This window comes from Flavobacterium sp. WC2509 (assembly GCF_052683105.1).
On the sequence record NZ_JBQZFG010000001.1, the window covers coordinates 3,200,932 to 3,218,548 of the forward strand.

The following is a 17,617-nucleotide window of genomic DNA, read 5'->3' on the forward strand; positions in this document are numbered from 1 at the left end:
TTTTAAATTGGCGTTTTTTTTGTTTTAGTTTTTTAACCTTTAATCAAACTCAGAGGTGAAAAATAATTTTACACTTTGATATTTATTTTGAGTCATTTGAATTGTAAAATCAGAATCAGCAAGGAATACTAATTGACCGTACTTGTCATGTGCTAAAAATTTCTGTTTAATACGCTTAAATTCTTTGAATTCTTCGTTTTTAGCATCATCAGGTTTTACCCAACAAGCTTTATGTACAGGGAAATTTTCATAAGTACATTTTGCACCATATTCATGTTCCAATCGGTATTGAATAACTTCGTATTGTAGTGCTCCAACTGTTCCAATTACTTTTCGATTATTCATTTCTAAGGTAAATAATTGGGCAACACCTTCATCCATCAACTGATCTACACCTTTGTCTAGCTGTTTGGCTTTCATTGGATCTGCATTATTGATATATCTAAAGTGTTCTGGAGAGAAACTTGGTATTCCTTTGAAACTCATGATTTCTCCTTCAGTTAAAGTATCACCAATTTTGAAATTTCCAGTATCATGCAATCCAACGATATCACCAGGATATGAAATGTCGACAATCTCTTTCTTTTCGGCAAAAAAGGCATTTGGACTTGAGAATTTCAAGTTCTTTTTCTGGCGAACATGGTAATAGGGTTTGTTTCTTTCAAATGTACCAGAAACGATTTTTATAAAAGCCAATCTATCTCTGTGTTTTGGATCCATATTAGCGTGAATTTTAAACACAAATCCAGACATTTTTTCTTCTTTTGGATCAACTAATCTGGTTTCTGAATCCTTTGGTCTTGGAGATGGTGCAATGCTTACAAAGCAATCTAATAATTCTCTAACTCCAAAATTATTTAAAGCGGATCCGAAAAATACAGGTTGCAATTTACCGTCCAAATAATCTTGACGATCAAATTTAGGATACACTTCGTCTATTAATTCTAATTCTTCGCGTAGACGATCTGCAGGTTTTTGACCGATTATTTTTTCTAATTCAGGATTTTGAACATCAGAGAAAGCGATTGTTTCTTCAATATTTTTGCGACTATCACCACTGAATAAGTTGATGTTTTGTTCCCAAAGATTGTAAATTCCTTGAAAATCATATCCCATTCCGATAGGAAAACTAAGGGGAGTAACTGTTAATCCCAGTTTTTGTTCCACTTCATCCATCAAGTCAAAAGCATCTTTACCTTCTCTATCTAATTTGTTGATAAAAACAATGATTGGGATTTTACGCATTCTACATACTGAAACTAATTTTTCAGTTTGCTCTTCGACTCCTTTAGCAACGTCAATTACAACAATTACACTATCAACAGCAGTTAAAGTTCTAAAAGTGTCTTCAGCAAAATCCTTATGTCCCGGAGTGTCGAGAATGTTTATCTTTTTCCCTTCATAATTAAAAGCTAAAACAGATGTGGATACTGAAATCCCTCTCTGACGCTCGATTTCCATGAAATCACTCGTGGCTCCTTTTTTTATTTTATTACTTTTTACAGCACCAGCTTCTTGAATTGCTCCTCCAAAAAGAAGTAATTTTTCTGTTAGTGTTGTTTTTCCAGCATCAGGATGTGAGATAATCCCAAACGTACGTCTTCTCTGTATTTCTTCTAAAAAACTCATATTTTTATTTCAATAGTTTGCAAAAGTACTATTTATAAATGCGATTAAAAAAAAATATGCTCATAACCTGAGTTCAATTGCAATTGTAGATGATAAAATTGGAGTGTTATTTTTGCTTTTAGCTTTAATTGAAGTCCTGTTTTTTGTCTTTGTTTTTATAAAAGTAATGATGAAGTAATAAACAAGGCTTCTATCTGCTTAAAAAATGGATAATTGGACTAAAATTGTAGTGTGGATGAATAGTTCTATAAGACTTTTAATGTTTTTTTGTGGGTAATTTATAGTTCTTTATAATGTTAACTAATTATTGTTAGTACAACTTAATAATTTTTTGTTAATAGTACTTGGGAAACTTGTTTAATGCATTCGAATTGTTATTTTTGTTGGTTATAAGTTCAGTTAAATGTAAGTATTTTGCTGATTTATTGCGTTTTAATTCTTTGGAGTTTTAATTCGATAGTTTATTTGTTTTAAAAGCTTGTTTTTAAATAGGATGCGTTTTTTGAAACAGACTTTTTGAAATAATAATAATATAAAAAATAAAAAATGCCTTTAAAAATTGCACAAATAAAATTCATGACTAATAAAGTTATGTTGCCTTTTTTTCTTTTGCTTTTTTCGTTAACTTTTGTAAATGCTCAAGAAATTATAAAAGATAGTGTTGTTACAGTTGCGAAGGAACCAGTTTCTTCTACTAAAAAGCTCAAAGTTGATGGTGTTGTTGCAACCGTTGGAGATTATATCATATTGGATTCAGATATTGATAAAGGATTTTTAGAAATTACAAGTCAAGGAGGATCTGCGAAAGATGTAACAAGATGTCAGGTTTTGGGGAAATTATTGGAGGATAAATTATATGCTCACCAAGCGGTGCAAGATAGTATTATAGTTAGTGATGCCGAAGTAAAAGGGATGATGGATGAAAGGCTGAATTATATGTTGCAACAAATTGGGACAATGGATAAATTGGTGAAATATTATCAAAAAGATTCAGAAGAAGAATTTAGAACCTATTTCTTTGATGTGTTAAAAGAGCAGAAACTTACAGGTGAAATGACTAAAAAGATTGTTGAGAAAGTCGAAATTACACCAGAAGAAGTTCGTGATTTCTTTAAAAAAATACCTGCTGCAGATTTACCTGTTTTTGGTGCCGAATTAGAAGTGGCTCAAATCGTTATAAAACCAAAAGTTACCGATGCAGATAAGCAAAAAGTCATTGATAAATTGAATGGTTTTAGAACAGAGTGTTTGGCGGGTTCGAGTTTTGCGACTAAGGCCGTTTTGTATTCTGAAGATCCTGGTTCGAGTAAAAATGGAGGTTATTATAAAATGACTCGAAAAACGCCTTTCGTAAAAGAGTTTAAAGATGTAGCTTTTAGTCTTGCTGAAGGTGAGATTTCAGAACCTTTTGAAACTACTTTTGGTTTTCATATTATTTATGTAGAGAAAATAAAAGGACAGGAAATTGAATTGAGACATATATTAATTTCGCCAGCAGTTACTCAGGAATCATTAAAAGAAGCTAAAGAAAAAATTACTTTAATTAGAAAAAAGATACTAGATAAGGAAATTACTTTTGCTGAGGCAGCTAGAACAATGTCGGATGAAAAAGAAACAAGGGCTAATGGTGGTGCTTTGGTGAATCCCAAAACTCAGGATACACATTTTGAACTAACGAATATGGATCCTTCTATCTATTCAATAGTTTCTAATTTGAAAGATAATGAGATTTCTTTGCCGTCTCTTGAAGATAAGGAGGGTAAGAAAGATTATAAAATAATGGTAGTGACAAATAGAATCGATTCGCATACTGCGGATTATGCTAAGGATTATATTAAAATTAAAGATTTGGCTTTGAAAGAAAAACAAATCAAAGCGATTGCAAAGTGGTTTGATGTTAAGATAAAGGATACTTATATAAAGATTGTTGATGAATATAAAGATTGTCCTTTTGCTAATAACTGGATTAAAAAATAATTTTCATTAAATAAATAAAAAGAGTTAGTTTTATGTTTTCATATTACTAACTCTTTTTTAATTAAAAAAAATATTAAAATGTCGGATGTAACAGCTATTCAAAATTTAGTTCAAAAACGTAATGAATTAAAGAAAGAAATATCTAAAATTATTGTAGGTCAAGAAGCTGTTGTCGATCAGATTTTACTTTGTATTTTTTCAGGAGGCCATGCTTTATTGGTGGGAGTTCCTGGGCTTGCAAAGACTTTATTGGTAAATACTTTGGCACAAGCTTTAGGGTTGGATTTTAAAAGAATTCAATTTACGCCTGATTTGATGCCTTCGGATATATTAGGGAGTGAAATATTAGATGAGAACAGGCAATTCAAATTTATAAAAGGGCCTATTTTTTCGAATATTATCTTAGCTGATGAAATCAATAGAACTCCTCCAAAAACACAAGCGGCATTATTAGAAGCGATGCAGGAACGTTCGGTTACAATTGCTGGAGTAAATCATAAATTGAGCTTACCTTATTTTGTATTAGCTACGCAGAATCCTATTGAGCAAGAAGGAACTTATCCTTTGCCTGAAGCGCAATTAGATCGATTTATGTTTGCTATAAAATTGGAGTATCCTTCATTTGAAGAAGAAGTTCAGGTTGTGAAACAAACAACCGCTGATTCAAATGTGACTATAAACGCATTATTTACAGCTCAGGAAATTATCGATTTTCAACATTTAATTCGCCGTATTCCGGTTGCTGACAATGTTGTTGAATATGCAGTAACATTGGTAAGTAAAACACGTCCTGATAATGCGCTTTCTAATGAATTTGTAAAAAACTATCTGGATTGGGGGGCAGGACCTAGAGCTTCACAGAATTTAATTTTGGCTGCAAAAGCACATGCTGCATTTTACGGGAAATTTTCCCCAGATATAGAAGATGTAAAAGCGGTTGCAGTTGGAATATTACGTCATAGAATCATTAAAAACTACAAGGCGGATGCTGAAGGAATTTCTGAGGAAATGATAATTGGAAAGCTTGTTTAAAAGAAAAAAATAAGAAATTATTGAAAAGTGTTATATTCTAATAGGAATCTAACACTTTTTGTTTTAACAATAGTTTTTATTTTTGTTAAAACAAAAAATCAAATTGCGAAATTTCTAAATTTATTAGATCAATTATGTTTATTTCTTATTTTAACGTAGTGAAATCTTTTATTTTGCAATAATATTTTTTAGAAATTGTACTTCTATTAAATTTCTTTAAATTCTCATCTTTAATTATTAAATTTGCAGGACAAAAAAAATCACTAACTTATTATGGCATTTGATTTTGAAATAATCAAGAAAATCTGCCTTTAACGCTGAAAAAAATCTATTATGAACATTTATAATGATTATCTTAAGGAAATCGAAGAACGTAAAGGTCAGGGGCTTCATCCTAAACCTATTGATGGCGCTGAATTGTTAAGCGAAATCATCGCACAAATTAAAGATTTAGATAACGCATATCGAGAAGATTCTCTTAAATTCTTTATTTATAATGTTGTACCAGGAACTACTCCTGCCGCTAATGTTAAAGCTAATTTTTTAAAAGAAATCGTTCTAGGTCAATCAGTAGTTGCTGAAATTACGCCTGCTTTTGCTTTAGAATTATTGTCACACATGAAAGGTGGGACTTCTATAAAAGTATTACTTGATTTAGCTTTAGGAAATGAGGCTGCTATTGCTAAGCAAGCTGCTGAAGTTTTGAAAACACAAGTTTATCTTTATGAGGCAGATACAGATCGTTTAGCTGAGGCTTTCAAAAACGGTAATGAAATTGCTAAGGATATCTTAGAGAGCTATGCTAAGGCTGAGTTCTTTACTAAATTACCTGAAATAGCAGAAGAAATTAAGGTAGTTACTTTTATTGCTGGTGAAGGAGATATTTCAACTGATTTACTTTCTCCAGGAAACCAAGCGCACTCTCGTTCAGATCGTGAATTGCATGGAAAATGTTTAATTTCTCCTGAAGCACAAGCTGAAATCAAAGCATTAGCTACAGCGAATCCTGATAAGAGCGTGATGTTAATCGCTGAAAAAGGTACTATGGGTGTTGGTTCTTCAAGAATGTCAGGTGTAAACAACGTGGCGCTTTGGAGTGGTAAACAAGCAAGTCCATATGTTCCATTTATTAATATTGCTCCAATCGTTGCAGGAACAAATGGGATTTCTCCAATTTTCTTGACAACTGTTGATGTTACTGGTGGTATTGGTTTAGACCTTAAAAACTGGGTAAAAAAATTAGATGCAGATGGTAACCCTGTTCGTAATGAAAGTGGTGATCCTATTCTAGAAGAAGTTTATTCTGTTGCTACTGGAACTGTTCTTACAATCAACACAAAAACAAAAAAACTTTACAACGGGGATAAAGAATTAATTGATATTTCTAAGGCATTTACACCTCAGAAAATTGAATTTATAAAAGCTGGTGGATCTTACGCTATTGTGTTTGGAAAAAAATTACAAACATTTGCTTCAAAGACACTTGGTATTGCTATTGTACCTGTATATGCTCCGTCAAAAGAGGTTTCTATTGAAGGACAAGGTCTTACAGCTGTAGAAAAAATATTTAATAAAAACGCAGTTGGAACAACTCCAGGTAAAATTTTACACGCTGGATCAGATGTTCGTGTTACCGTAAATATTGTTGGTTCGCAAGATACAACTGGTTTGATGACTTCTCAGGAATTAGAGTCTATGGCTGCTACTGTGATTTCTCCAATTGTTGATGGTGCTTACCAATCAGGTTGTCACACTGCTTCAGTTTGGGATAATAAGTCTAAAGCAAATATTCCGAGATTGATGAAATTTATGAACGACTTCGGATTGATCACAGCTCGTGACCCGAAAGGCGTTTATCATTCAATGACGGATGTAATTCACAAAGTACTTAATGATATTACTGTAAATGAGTGGGCTATCATCATCGGTGGTGACTCTCATACAAGAATGTCTAAAGGTGTTGCTTTTGGTGCTGACTCAGGAACTGTTGCTCTTGCATTAGCTACTGGTGAAGCTTCAATGCCAATCCCGGAATCTGTGAAAGTAACTTTCAAAGGAGACATGAAAGGATATATGGATTTCCGTGATGTGGTTCATGCTACACAAGCTCAAATGCTTAAAACATTTGGTGGAGAGAATGTATTCCAAGGAAGAATTATTGAGGTTCATTTAGGAACTCTTAATGCGGATCAAGCGTTTACGTTTACGGACTGGACTGCAGAAATGAAAGCAAAAGCTTCTATCTGTATTTCTGAAGATTATACTTTGATCGAATCTCTTGAGATGGCGAAAGGTAGAATTCAGATCATGATCGACAAAGGAATGGATAACAAAAATGAAGTTCTTAAAGGATTGATTGCTATTGCTGATAAGAGAATCGCTGAGATTATTTCAGGTGAAAAACCAGCTTTAAGACCAGATGCAAACGCTAAGTATTATGCAGAAGTTGTTGTAGATCTTGATGTGATTGCTGAGCCAATGATTGCAGATCCAGATGTTAATAATGCTGATGTTTCTAAAAGATATACTCACGATACAATCAGACCTTTATCTTTCTATGGTGGGGTTAAACAAGTAGATCTTGGATTTATCGGATCTTGTATGGTTCACAAGGGAGATATGAAAATTCTAGCTCACATGCTTAAGAATATTGATGAGCAAGAAGGTAAAGTAGAGTTTAAAGCACCACTAGTTGTTGCTCCTCCTACTTATAATATTGTTGATGAATTAAAAGCAGAAGGTGACTGGGAAATTTTACAAAAATACTCTGGTTTCGAATTTGATGATAACGTTCCTAAAGCTGCAGCACGTACTTCATATGAAAACATGTTGTATTTAGAGCGTCCAGGTTGTAATCTTTGTATGGGTAACCAAGAAAAAGCTGCCAAAGGAGATACAGTAATGGCAACATCTACTCGTCTTTTCCAAGGAAGAGTTGTTGAAGATACTGATGGTAAAAAAGGAGAATCATTACTTTCTTCTACACCAGTTGTGGTATTATCTACAATCCTTGGTAGAACTCCAACAATAGAAGAATATAAAACTGCAGTAGAAGGAATCAACTTAACTAAGTTTGCGCCTTCTCATAAGTTATTAGTTAAATAATTCACATAATTAGTTAATTATAGTTTAAAAGCCTGAGTCTTATGATTCAGGCTTTTTTTTATACTCTATTTTTTTGTATCTTGTAGTGTTTAAATTATTAATGACAAAAAACCTAAAACATTATGGCTTTTGATATTGAAATGATTAAAAAAGTGTATGACAACATGAAAACTCGTGTTGATGCAGCACGTGAAATAGTTGGTCGTCCGCTTACTTTAACGGAGAAAATTTTATACAGCCATCTTTGGGATGGAACTGCTAAGCAAGCTTACGGAAGAGGAGTTGATTATGTTGATTTTGCTCCGGACAGAGTTGCTTGCCAAGATGCAACGGCTCAAATGGCTTTGTTGCAATTTATGCATGCTGGAAAGAAAACAGTTGCGGTTCCAACTACCGTTCATTGTGATCACCTAATTTTAGCTAAAAACGGTGCTGAATCAGATTTAGCAGTTGCTAATAAACAGTCAAAAGAAGTTTTTGATTTCCTTTCTTCTGTATCTGATAAATATGGAATTGGTTTCTGGAAACCGGGATCAGGAATTATTCACCAAATCGTTTTAGAGAACTATGCTTTCCCCGGTGGAATGATGATCGGTACCGATTCACATACTGTAAATGCAGGCGGGTTGGGAATGTTAGCTATCGGTGTTGGTGGTGCTGATGCTGTGGACGTAATGTCTGGAATGTCTTGGGAATTGAAATTCCCTAAATTAATAGGAGTAAAACTGACTGGAAAATTATCGGGTTGGACTGCTCCAAAAGATGTTATCCTAAAAGTAGCCGATATACTTACCGTAAAAGGCGGAACTGGCGCTATTGTAGAATATTTCGGCGAAGGTGCTACTTCAATGTCTTGCACAGGAAAAGGAACTATCTGTAATATGGGTGCCGAAATTGGCGCTACAACATCTACATTTGGTTATGATGATTCTATGCGCAGGTATTTAACGGCTACAGATCGTCAGGATGTAGTGGATGCCGCCGATAAAGTAGCTTCTTACTTGACTGCAGATCCAGAAGTATATGCAGATCCAGAAAAATATTTTGACCAGCTCATCGAAATCAACTTATCAGAATTAGAGCCGCATATCAACGGGCCTTTCACGCCAGACCGCGGAACTCCGGTTTCAAAAATGAAAGCAGAAGCTGCCGCAAATGGATGGCCAATTAAAATAGAATGGGGATTAATCGGTTCTTGCACTAACTCTTCTTATGAAGATATGGCGCGTGCCGCTTCAATTGTAAACCAAGCAGTAGAACACGGAATTACCCCAAAAGCAGAATTCGGAATCAATCCAGGATCGGAACAAATCCGTTACACTATCGAAAGAGATGGAATCATCGCTACTTTTGAAAAAATGGGAACTAAAGTGTTTACCAATGCCTGCGGACCATGTATTGGGCAATGGGATAGAGCAGGTGCAGATAAAGAAGAGAAAAACACTATCGTACATTCTTTCAACCGTAACTTCTCTAAGCGAGCAGACGGGAACCCAAATACGCACGCTTTCGTAACTTCTCCGGAAATGGTGGCCGCATTGGCTATTTCAGGAAGATTGGATTTTAATCCATTGACTGATACTTTAATTAATGATAATGGTGAAGCGGTAAAATTAACTACTCCATTTGGTGACGAATTGCCAAAAAGAGGTTTTGCTGTTGAAGACGCAGGTTTTCAAGCGCCGGCCGAAGACGGATCAAACGTTAAGATTGTAGTAAGCGAAACTTCAGACCGTTTGCAGTTGTTAGCGCCTTTCGAACCTTGGGATGGAAAAAATATTACGGGGGCTAAATTATTGATTAAAGCTTTCGGAAAATGTACTACAGACCACATCTCTATGGCTGGACCTTGGCTACGCTACCGTGGACATTTGGATAATATTTCAAATAATATGTTGATTGGTGCAATCAATGCATTCAATCAAAAAGCAAATTCTGTTAAAAACCAATTGACAGGCGAGTTTGATGCAGTTCCTGGTGTAGCGCGTGCCTACAAAGCGGCTGGTATACCTTCAGTAGTTATTGGAGATCACAATTATGGTGAAGGATCTTCTCGCGAGCATGCCGCTATGGAGCCGCGCTTCTTAGGTGTAAAAGCAGTGTTAGTTAAATCATTTGCCCGTATCCACGAAACAAATCTTAAAAAACAAGGATTGTTAGGATTGACATTTGCCAATGAAGTTGATTATGACAAAATCCAAGAAGATGACACTATCAACTTTACAGATTTAGTTGATTTTGCTCCAGGAAAACCATTAAGTATAGAATTCGTTCACGCTGATGGAAGCAAAGATATCATCTTGGCCAACCATACTTATAATGCGAGTCAAATTGGTTGGTTCGTTGCTGGTTCTGCATTGAACTTGATTGCAGCTGAAGCTAATGCATAAGCTTTTAAAAATTTATATATCAAACTCTCAAGGTAACTTGGGAGTTTTTTGTTTAGACATATTTGCCATAATAATCGGGAGCTAATCCTGCTGTCATTTCAAGCTTGTTCGTATCCTTGTTTTTTTCTAACATATAAAAGGAGCTTCCGTTGGTCGCTCTTTTATATCAAGAAAAAATACAAGTCTACTTTACAAGGCTTTTTATTCCCATCAGGGCTAGGATATTCAGTATTCATGAAATCATATTTGAATTAATGTTGTTGGAAAGTGAGTATGCTGTTATTGTTAAAAACCTGAAAAACAATAATATTACTTTTAATGAAAATGTAATTATAACTTTTTTTGAAAATTTAGTAATGCTTTAACTTTCGAATTTACTTAAAAACTTATATTTGTAATTCTTGAAAAAAATATGGTTTTTTGAAGAAAAAATATAATAAAAATAATAATTCATCCATTAATACGTTAGTATTGTTAATATTAGGATGAAAATAAAAAAAGAATGAGATATTTTAGAGTTATTGTTTTGACATTTTTATTGTGTAGTATTAGTGTTTTTTCGCAAGATAATACAACCAAACACAGTATAGTAAAAGGAGAAACAATTTCTAGTATTGCTCAAAAATACAATGTTTCGATAGAGGCTATTTATAAGCTGAATCCTAATGCTAAAAAAACTTTACATCTCAATCAGGTTTTATTAATTCCTAATTCTGAATCAAAAAAAGAAAATATTTCCGAAAGTTTAGTGTCAGAACAAACAATCGAAGTTAATCACGAAGTGTCACCTAAGGAAACGCTGTACGGAATTACAAAACAATTCAAAACTACTACAGAGTTACTTTATAAAGCGAATCCAAAACTGGAATCAGAAGGCTTGAAAATAGGTCAAACGATTATTATTCCATCAGGATTAACCAAAAAGGAAATCGCCACTTTATCAAATGCTAAGCCACAAGAAACTGTAGAAGCACCCAAACAAGTAACGCATGAAGTAAAGGCTAAAGAATCTTTGTATGCTATTGCCAAACTATATGGGGTTACTTTAAAAGAATTGCAAAATGCGAATCCAAATATTGGAAAAAAAGGCTTGAGTGTTGGACAGCTAATCACAATTCCTAGTAATGGAAAATTAATAGTCAGTGAAGCTGTTGCAGGTAGCGAAAATTCAAATTCAAATGCAAATACAGTTACAGCTGCTGAAACTAAATCAGTAGTTAATGAAGAAGTTTTGAAAAAGAAGGAAACTCCAGTTGCTGAAAACAAATCGGTTGTTCCAGTTGTTACTGAAAATTCAACAAAAGAAATTAAAGCAGATTCTGAAAATCAAACTTCCGAAATTACCCATTTGGTTTTACCTAAAGAAACAAAATATGGAATTGCCAAAAAATATGGCATCACTGTAGCTTTTTTAGAAAAACTAAACCCTTCTATTCAAAACAAATTAGAGGTTGGTACAAAATTGATTATTCAAGTTCCGGGTACTTCTAATACCTCTACTGAAAATCCGGTAAAGAAAGAAGAAGTTGTAGTAGCCGAAGCTGAAAAAAAGCAAGATAGTATAACAACACAGTTTCCAATTGCGAGCCAAGATTTGATTGATAGATTGATCCGTGAAGCTTCAGATAAAATTGGAACTAGATATAGATCCGGAGGAATTACAACTGCTGGGTTTGATTGTTCAGGTTTAATGTATTCTACTTTTGGTGCATTTGATATAAAATTACCAAGGTCATCAATTGAACAATCTTCAATAGGAGAAAAAATTGATAATGAAAATGCTCAAAAAGGTGATTTGATTTTTTTTAGAACAAATGGCAGAAGCCGAATCAATCATGTAGGAATGGTTATCGAAGTAGGAGAGGATGAAATAAAATTTATTCATTCATCAACACATTCCGGAGTGATTATTTCATCTACAAAAGAGGCGTATTATCATCGCAACTTTGCACAAGTTAATCGTGTTTTGAAATAATTCGATAATAGAATTGTTTTGAAATTTCTCAATCTATATACAAATCTGTATCGCTGTCATTAGTTAATAGAAGTTTAAATACTATTTGAGTTTGGGAATTTTAAAGTAAACGTACTTCCAATATTGTTTTTTGAAGAAACCTCAATAGTGCCATTAATGTTTTCGACTGCTTCTTTTACAATATACAGCCCTAATCCTGATCCTTTATTTTTGTTAGTTCCAAAGTACATTTCAAAAATATGCTCTATGAATTCATCTTTAATTCCAATTCCATTATCGGATATTTCAATTTTATAAAAGCCATCTGTACTATATGTTTTAATAGAAATAAACATTTCTTCTTTGCTAGGATCGGCATACTTTATTGCATTAGATAATAAATTAGAAATAATAATTTTTAGGCGCAAACCATCACTTTGAATTTCATCGACTAAAATTTCTTTTGTGATTGTGATTCGGTTGGCGTTTTCCAGATGCTTTAATTGGGATATTGCTTCGTCAAATAATTCTTTGAGACTTACGGGATCTATGATTATTTCTTTTCTTTTATTTTTAGAATAATCTATAATATCTCTAAGAAATTGATCCTGTCTAACAAGACTTTGGCTCATTAAGGCTAAATATTCTCTAATTTGAGTTACATCATTTTCTGATTGAGTGATTTCAATAAGACCTCTTAATGAAGTTATCGGGGATCTTAAATCATGCGATGCACTATAAACAAAACGGTCAAGTTCGTGGTTTGCTAATAATAAATCTTCGTTTTTAATTTCAATTTCTTTTTTAGAAGCAATTAATCTTTTAACCATTATAGAATAATAAAGGCAGACACTTAAGACAATAATCATAATTAAAAAGATATTAATAATGACAAGTGTGCCTTTTATTTTGCGAGTTCCTTCGCCCAATGTAGTCGAAAAGTTACGTTCGTTAAGAGTAAGTTTGTCGCTGATAATACTAATTTCCTGAAGAAATTGTCGCTGATTCGCTAACGTTAATTGGTTGTTTTTTATTTTAAAATTTATTTGTTTTCCTATTAGGGATAGCTTAGAAACTAATGTATCACCTACTCCCCATTCGTGTATAGCTTTTGCAAAATAAGAGACGTTTTTGAAATTAAGAAATAACCAAATCATATCATCCACATCTTCCTTATGATTTCTGCCTGTAATAAATGCTTTGCGAAGAATTTCATTGACCTCTGCTTTTAAAAGCATTTTTCTAACTGTAGCATCTGCTTGTGGGACTTTTATTTCTTCTTCATACAATCTCCATTGCGTTGGATTTTTAGTATATAAATAAGTCATAAGATGTCGGGTTGCATCTTTTTGACCTTTTGAATAATGTGATTCACCATTTACATACGATCTATTTGCAGATGAAATTTTGAGGGTAAAAATATTGATACAAATTAGTAAGGCACAAGAAACTAATACAATTAGCAGTAAAATAAATACATTGGAAAAATGTAAATTTTTTAAATTTTTGATCTTCGACATTTATTTAATTTGTAGGTTAATGATTTGACTCCTTTGTTTAATAAGCATTTGTCATCATTATTGGTACTGTAACAAATTTAGGATTGATTGCTTTTTACAAAATAATCGATTGTTAATGGGGACCTATAATTTAAATGTCTTTTAAAAAGCACTATTCAAATTTATAAAAAAAAGGCAGAGTTTTATAAAATGTAAATGATTTCTAAGCAATTTCATTTGATAGAAATATAAGTGTTTGATTTTCTGTTAATTTGTTATAAATCGGTATGGTGTTAAGGTTGTTGAATTTCTATAAATAAATAAACAATTGGGAAATTTTATAAGAAATCATTAATGCAATTGTGTATTTTGTCGAATTTTAAAAAAAAAGTATACCTTTAGCCAACCAAAAAAATAACCTCAAAATAATGGAAAATAACAACCCAGGAGAATTTAAAAGAGAACTCGGATTACTAGACGGAACCATGCTTGTAGTGGGATCTATGATTGGTTCTGGAATATTTATTGTAAGCTCGGATATGGTGCGCCAATTGGGTTCTGCCGGCTGGTTGATTGCGATGTGGGTACTTACCGGATTTATTACTGTGATTGCCGCCGTGAGTTATGGTGAGTTGAGCTCGATGTTTCCTAAAGCAGGCGGACAATATGTTTACATAAAAGAAGCTTACGGAAAATTGATTGGTTTTTTATACGGTTGGAGCTTTTTTGCCGTAATACAAACTGGTACAATTGCTGCGGTGGGTGTAGCTTTCTCTAAATTTGCGGCCTATTTATATCCCGTTGTGAGCGAAAAAAATATTATTTATGAACTGGGCGATTTTAAAGTTAGTGCAGCCCAAATAGTTTCGATAATCACCATTATTTTATTGAGTTATATTAATAGTCGTGGTGTAAAGAATAGCAAGATTTTACAAACGGTCTTGACGGTTATTAAAATTGCGTCGATTTTTGGATTGATTGTTTTCGGGTTCGTGGCTGCCAAATCTGATGTTTGGGATGCCAACTGGGCAAATGCTTGGACTTCTCAATCATTGAATGTTGAAACGGGTTCTTGGCTACCGATTAGTGGAGTAGCTTTAATTTCGGCAATGTCTGCGGCATTGGTGGGTTCGTTGTTTTCGAGCGTAGCTTGGGAAGGTGTAACTTTTATTGCTGGCGAAATCAAAAATCCAAAACGTAATGTAGGATTGAGTTTGTTTTTGGGAACTTTGATTGTAAGTTGTATTTATATTTTGACCAATGTGATGTATTTGGCGGTAGTTCCTTTGCAGGATATTGCTACAGCAGAATCGGATAGAGTGGCTGTTGTGGCATCACAAAATATTTTTGGAAATATTGGAACAGTAATTATCGCCTTGATGATTATGATTTCTACTTTTGCCTGCAATAATGGTTTGATTATGTCTGGGGCAAGGGTTTATTATACGATGGCACAAGATGGTTTGTTCTTTAAAAAAGCTTCTCATTTGAATAAGGCAAGTGTACCGGCTTGGGCATTGTGGGCTCAGTGTTTTTGGACCTCGGCTTTATGTTTGACTGGAAAATATGGTGATTTGTTAGATTTTGTTGTAATTATAGTTTTGATATTTTATATCCTTACTATTTACGGAATTTTTATTCTTCGTAAGAAAATGCCAGATGCCGAAAGACCGTATAAGGCTTTTGGTTATCCTTTTTTGCCAGCACTTTATATTCTTATTGCCATTGCTATTGGTGTTGCTCTTTTATACACAAAACCAAGTACTTGTGGCTGGGGTGTTTTTATAATGTTGATTGGAATTCCGATTTATTATTTGACGAAACCAAAAGAGTAAGTTCTCAGTGTTCAGTTTTTAGTGAGCAGTTGTAAAAGAATTAAGTAAAAATCCGTCTCGATTCACGAGGCGGATTTTTTTGTAGAAAGAATTCCTATGATATAGATACGAGCTCCTATGGTTTTGATAGGAGCTCGTATTGTTTTGATAGGATCTCCTATGGTTTTGGTAGGAGGTCATATGTTTTTGATAGGATCTCCTATGATTTTGGTAGGAGGTCCTATGACTTTAATAGGAGCTCCTATAGTTTAGGTAGGTTCTCTTATGATTTTAATAGGAGCTCGTATTCTTTTGATAGGTTCTCCTATCATTTTTAAAACAGAAAACCCGTTTTGAGAACAAAACGGGTTTTTCTAGTGTAGTAAGCACTTATATAATATTAGGAAACAGTGTTTTCTAATATTAGGTCTTCATTAAAGGGTAGATTCCAAGCTTCGGCTACACCCTTGTAAAGGATTTTTCCGTTAGCAATATTTAATCCTTTATTTAATTCTTGGTTTTCAGCACAAGCCTTTTTCCATCCTTTGTTAGCTAATTGTACTGCATAAGGTAAAGTTGCATTGGTAAGTGCTAGTGTTGATGTATATGGAACTGCTCCTGGCATATTAGCCACACAGTAATGTACAATGTCATCTATGATGAAAGTTGGGTTTTCGTGAGTGGTTGGGGTACAAGTTTCGATACAGCCTCCTTGGTCAACTGCTACGTCAACAAGTACTGAACCAGGACGCATTAATTTTAGCATATCACGAGTAATTAAGTGAGGTGCTTTTGCTCCTGGGATTAATACTGCGCCAACTACCAAATCAGCATCTACTATTGCTTTTTTGATGTTGTAATTGTTAGACATGATAGTGTTTACATTGGCTGGCATAATATCATCCAATTGACGTAAACGTGGTAAACTCACATCCATGATAGTTACCTGAGCTCCTAAACCTGCAGCCATTTTTGCAGCTTGAGTACCTACGATTCCACCGCCAAGTACTACTACTTTTGCAGGAGGAACACCTGGAACACCACCTAGAAGAATTCCTCTTCCTTTTAATGGTTTTTCTAAATATTTAGCACCTTCTTGAATTGACATACGACCTGCTACTTCAGACATTGGAACTAATAATGGTAAGCTACGGTCTGTTTTTTCAACAGTTTCGTATGCCAAACATACTGCTTGACGCTCAATCATAGCATGAGTTAATGGTTCTGATGATGCAAAGTGAAAGTATGTGAAAAGTAATTGATCTTTTTTGATAAGAGGATATTCTGAAGCGATTGGCTCTTTTACTTTGATAATCATATCTGCAATACTATATACTTCTTCAATAGTTGCTAAGATTATAGCACCTGCTTCAGTATATTCTGCATCAGGAAAACCACTTCCTTCGCCGGCGGTTTTCTGTACATAAATAGTATGACCGTTATTTTTCATTTCAGCAACACCTGCTGGAGTTAGAGCAACACGATTTTCGTTATTCTTGATTTCTTTTGGTATACCGATTATCATAACTATAGTATTTAAAGGTTGATATAATATCTGATACAAATTTAACAGATAAAGAAAATTTTCATTCATTGTAAATTAAAATAAGAAAATTTTATTTTTAATTAGTAATTTAGTATAAAATTATTCTTTATTTGGTTTGGTTTTTGTTTCCAAAAAGAAAATTAATCGGATTGTTTTGTTATTTTTTAATTGTTTTAACTCCATTTTTGTTATGATTTTAGATGAAATTGACAAGAAAATATTACGCCTTCTGCAAGAAGATGCTCATTTGACTTTAAAAGATATTTCGAATAGTATCAATCTCTCGCTAACCCCTGTTCATGATCGGGTAAAACGTCTTGAAAAAGAAGGTATTATTGAGCGGTATGTTTCTATTTTGAATAAGAAAAAGCTTGGTAAGAACCTTACAGTTTATTGTCAGGTGACTTTAGTGAAGCAAACTTTTGATATTTCAGATAGTTTTAATCAAGCTATTTTGAATTTGCCCGAAGTTGTAGAATGTAATTTTGTATCGGGAAACTTTGATTACATGCTTAAAATCGTACTTCAGGATATGGAAAGTTATCATCATTTTCATCAAAAGAAATTATCGGTTTTGCCCGAAGTATCTTTGATTAATAGTTTTTTTATTATCTCGGAAGTGAAGAGTACAACGGTTTTGCCGATTTAAAAAAGTAAATTGAAAAAAGATT

General features: G+C 33.6%; 11 protein-coding genes. 8 read left to right on the forward strand and 3 right to left on the reverse strand.

Annotated elements, in window-relative coordinates; translation table 11 throughout:
- Window positions 1-39: 39 nt before the first annotated feature.
- Complete coding sequence (locus ACUN3A_RS13380) at window positions 40-1,629, reverse strand: peptide chain release factor 3 (protein ID WP_445551776.1); 1,590 nt, start codon at window positions 1,627-1,629, stop codon at window positions 40-42.
- Between the two features lie 546 nt (window positions 1,630-2,175).
- Between ACUN3A_RS13380 and ACUN3A_RS13385 the strand changes: the two genes are divergently transcribed.
- The 5 genes from ACUN3A_RS13385 (at window position 2,176) to ACUN3A_RS13405 (ending at window position 12,108) form a co-directional block, all read left to right on the forward strand.
- The gene (locus ACUN3A_RS13385) at window positions 2,176-3,606 is read left to right on the forward strand and encodes a peptidylprolyl isomerase (protein WP_445551777.1); all 1,431 of its coding nucleotides are present in this window, start codon (window positions 2,176-2,178) and stop codon (window positions 3,604-3,606) included.
- Between the two features lie 78 nt (window positions 3,607-3,684).
- Window positions 3,685-4,638, forward strand: coding sequence for an AAA family ATPase (locus ACUN3A_RS13390; protein ID WP_445551778.1), 954 nt, complete (start codon window positions 3,685-3,687; stop codon window positions 4,636-4,638).
- A gap of 333 nt (window positions 4,639-4,971) precedes the next feature.
- Window positions 4,972-7,743, forward strand: a complete 2,772-nt coding sequence (locus ACUN3A_RS13395; protein ID WP_445551779.1) for a bifunctional aconitate hydratase 2/2-methylisocitrate dehydratase — start codon at window positions 4,972-4,974, stop codon at window positions 7,741-7,743.
- Window positions 7,744-7,865: 122 nt separating this feature from the next.
- Entirely contained in the window at window positions 7,866-10,133 is a 2,268-nt protein-coding gene (locus ACUN3A_RS13400; RefSeq protein ID WP_445551780.1) for an aconitate hydratase, read from the forward strand.
- A gap of 502 nt (window positions 10,134-10,635) precedes the next feature.
- Entirely contained in the window at window positions 10,636-12,108 is a 1,473-nt protein-coding gene (locus ACUN3A_RS13405) for a LysM peptidoglycan-binding domain-containing protein (RefSeq protein WP_445551781.1), read from the forward strand.
- A gap of 74 nt (window positions 12,109-12,182) precedes the next feature.
- On the opposite strand, the gene ACUN3A_RS13410 is transcribed toward ACUN3A_RS13405, so the two are convergent.
- Window positions 12,183-13,607: a sensor histidine kinase gene (locus ACUN3A_RS13410; protein ID WP_445551782.1), complete on the reverse strand. Its 1,425-nt coding sequence runs from the start codon at window positions 13,605-13,607 to the stop codon at window positions 12,183-12,185.
- 407 nt (window positions 13,608-14,014) lie between these two features.
- Between ACUN3A_RS13410 and ACUN3A_RS13415 the strand changes: the two genes are divergently transcribed.
- Together ACUN3A_RS13415 and ACUN3A_RS13420 are read left to right on the forward strand one after the other, a co-directional pair.
- A complete protein-coding gene (locus ACUN3A_RS13415) occupies window positions 14,015-15,421 on the forward strand; it encodes an APC family permease (protein ID WP_445551783.1) in 1,407 nt (468 codons plus the stop codon).
- 117 nt (window positions 15,422-15,538) lie between these two features.
- Window positions 15,539-15,673 (forward strand): hypothetical protein, encoded by a 135-nt coding sequence (locus ACUN3A_RS13420; RefSeq protein WP_445551784.1) that lies wholly within the window; start codon window positions 15,539-15,541, stop codon window positions 15,671-15,673.
- A 127-nt stretch (window positions 15,674-15,800) separates the two neighbouring features.
- Here the strand turns inward: ACUN3A_RS13420 and ald are convergent, their stop codons facing one another.
- Window positions 15,801-16,925 (reverse strand): alanine dehydrogenase, encoded by a 1,125-nt coding sequence (gene ald / locus ACUN3A_RS13425; protein WP_445551785.1) that lies wholly within the window; start codon window positions 16,923-16,925, stop codon window positions 15,801-15,803.
- A 211-nt stretch (window positions 16,926-17,136) separates the two neighbouring features.
- On the opposite strand from ald, the gene ACUN3A_RS13430 reads away from it, so the two are divergent.
- The gene (locus tag ACUN3A_RS13430) at window positions 17,137-17,595 is read left to right on the forward strand and encodes an Lrp/AsnC family transcriptional regulator (protein ID WP_445551786.1); all 459 of its coding nucleotides are present in this window, start codon (window positions 17,137-17,139) and stop codon (window positions 17,593-17,595) included.
- Window positions 17,596-17,617: the final 22 nt, after the last annotated feature.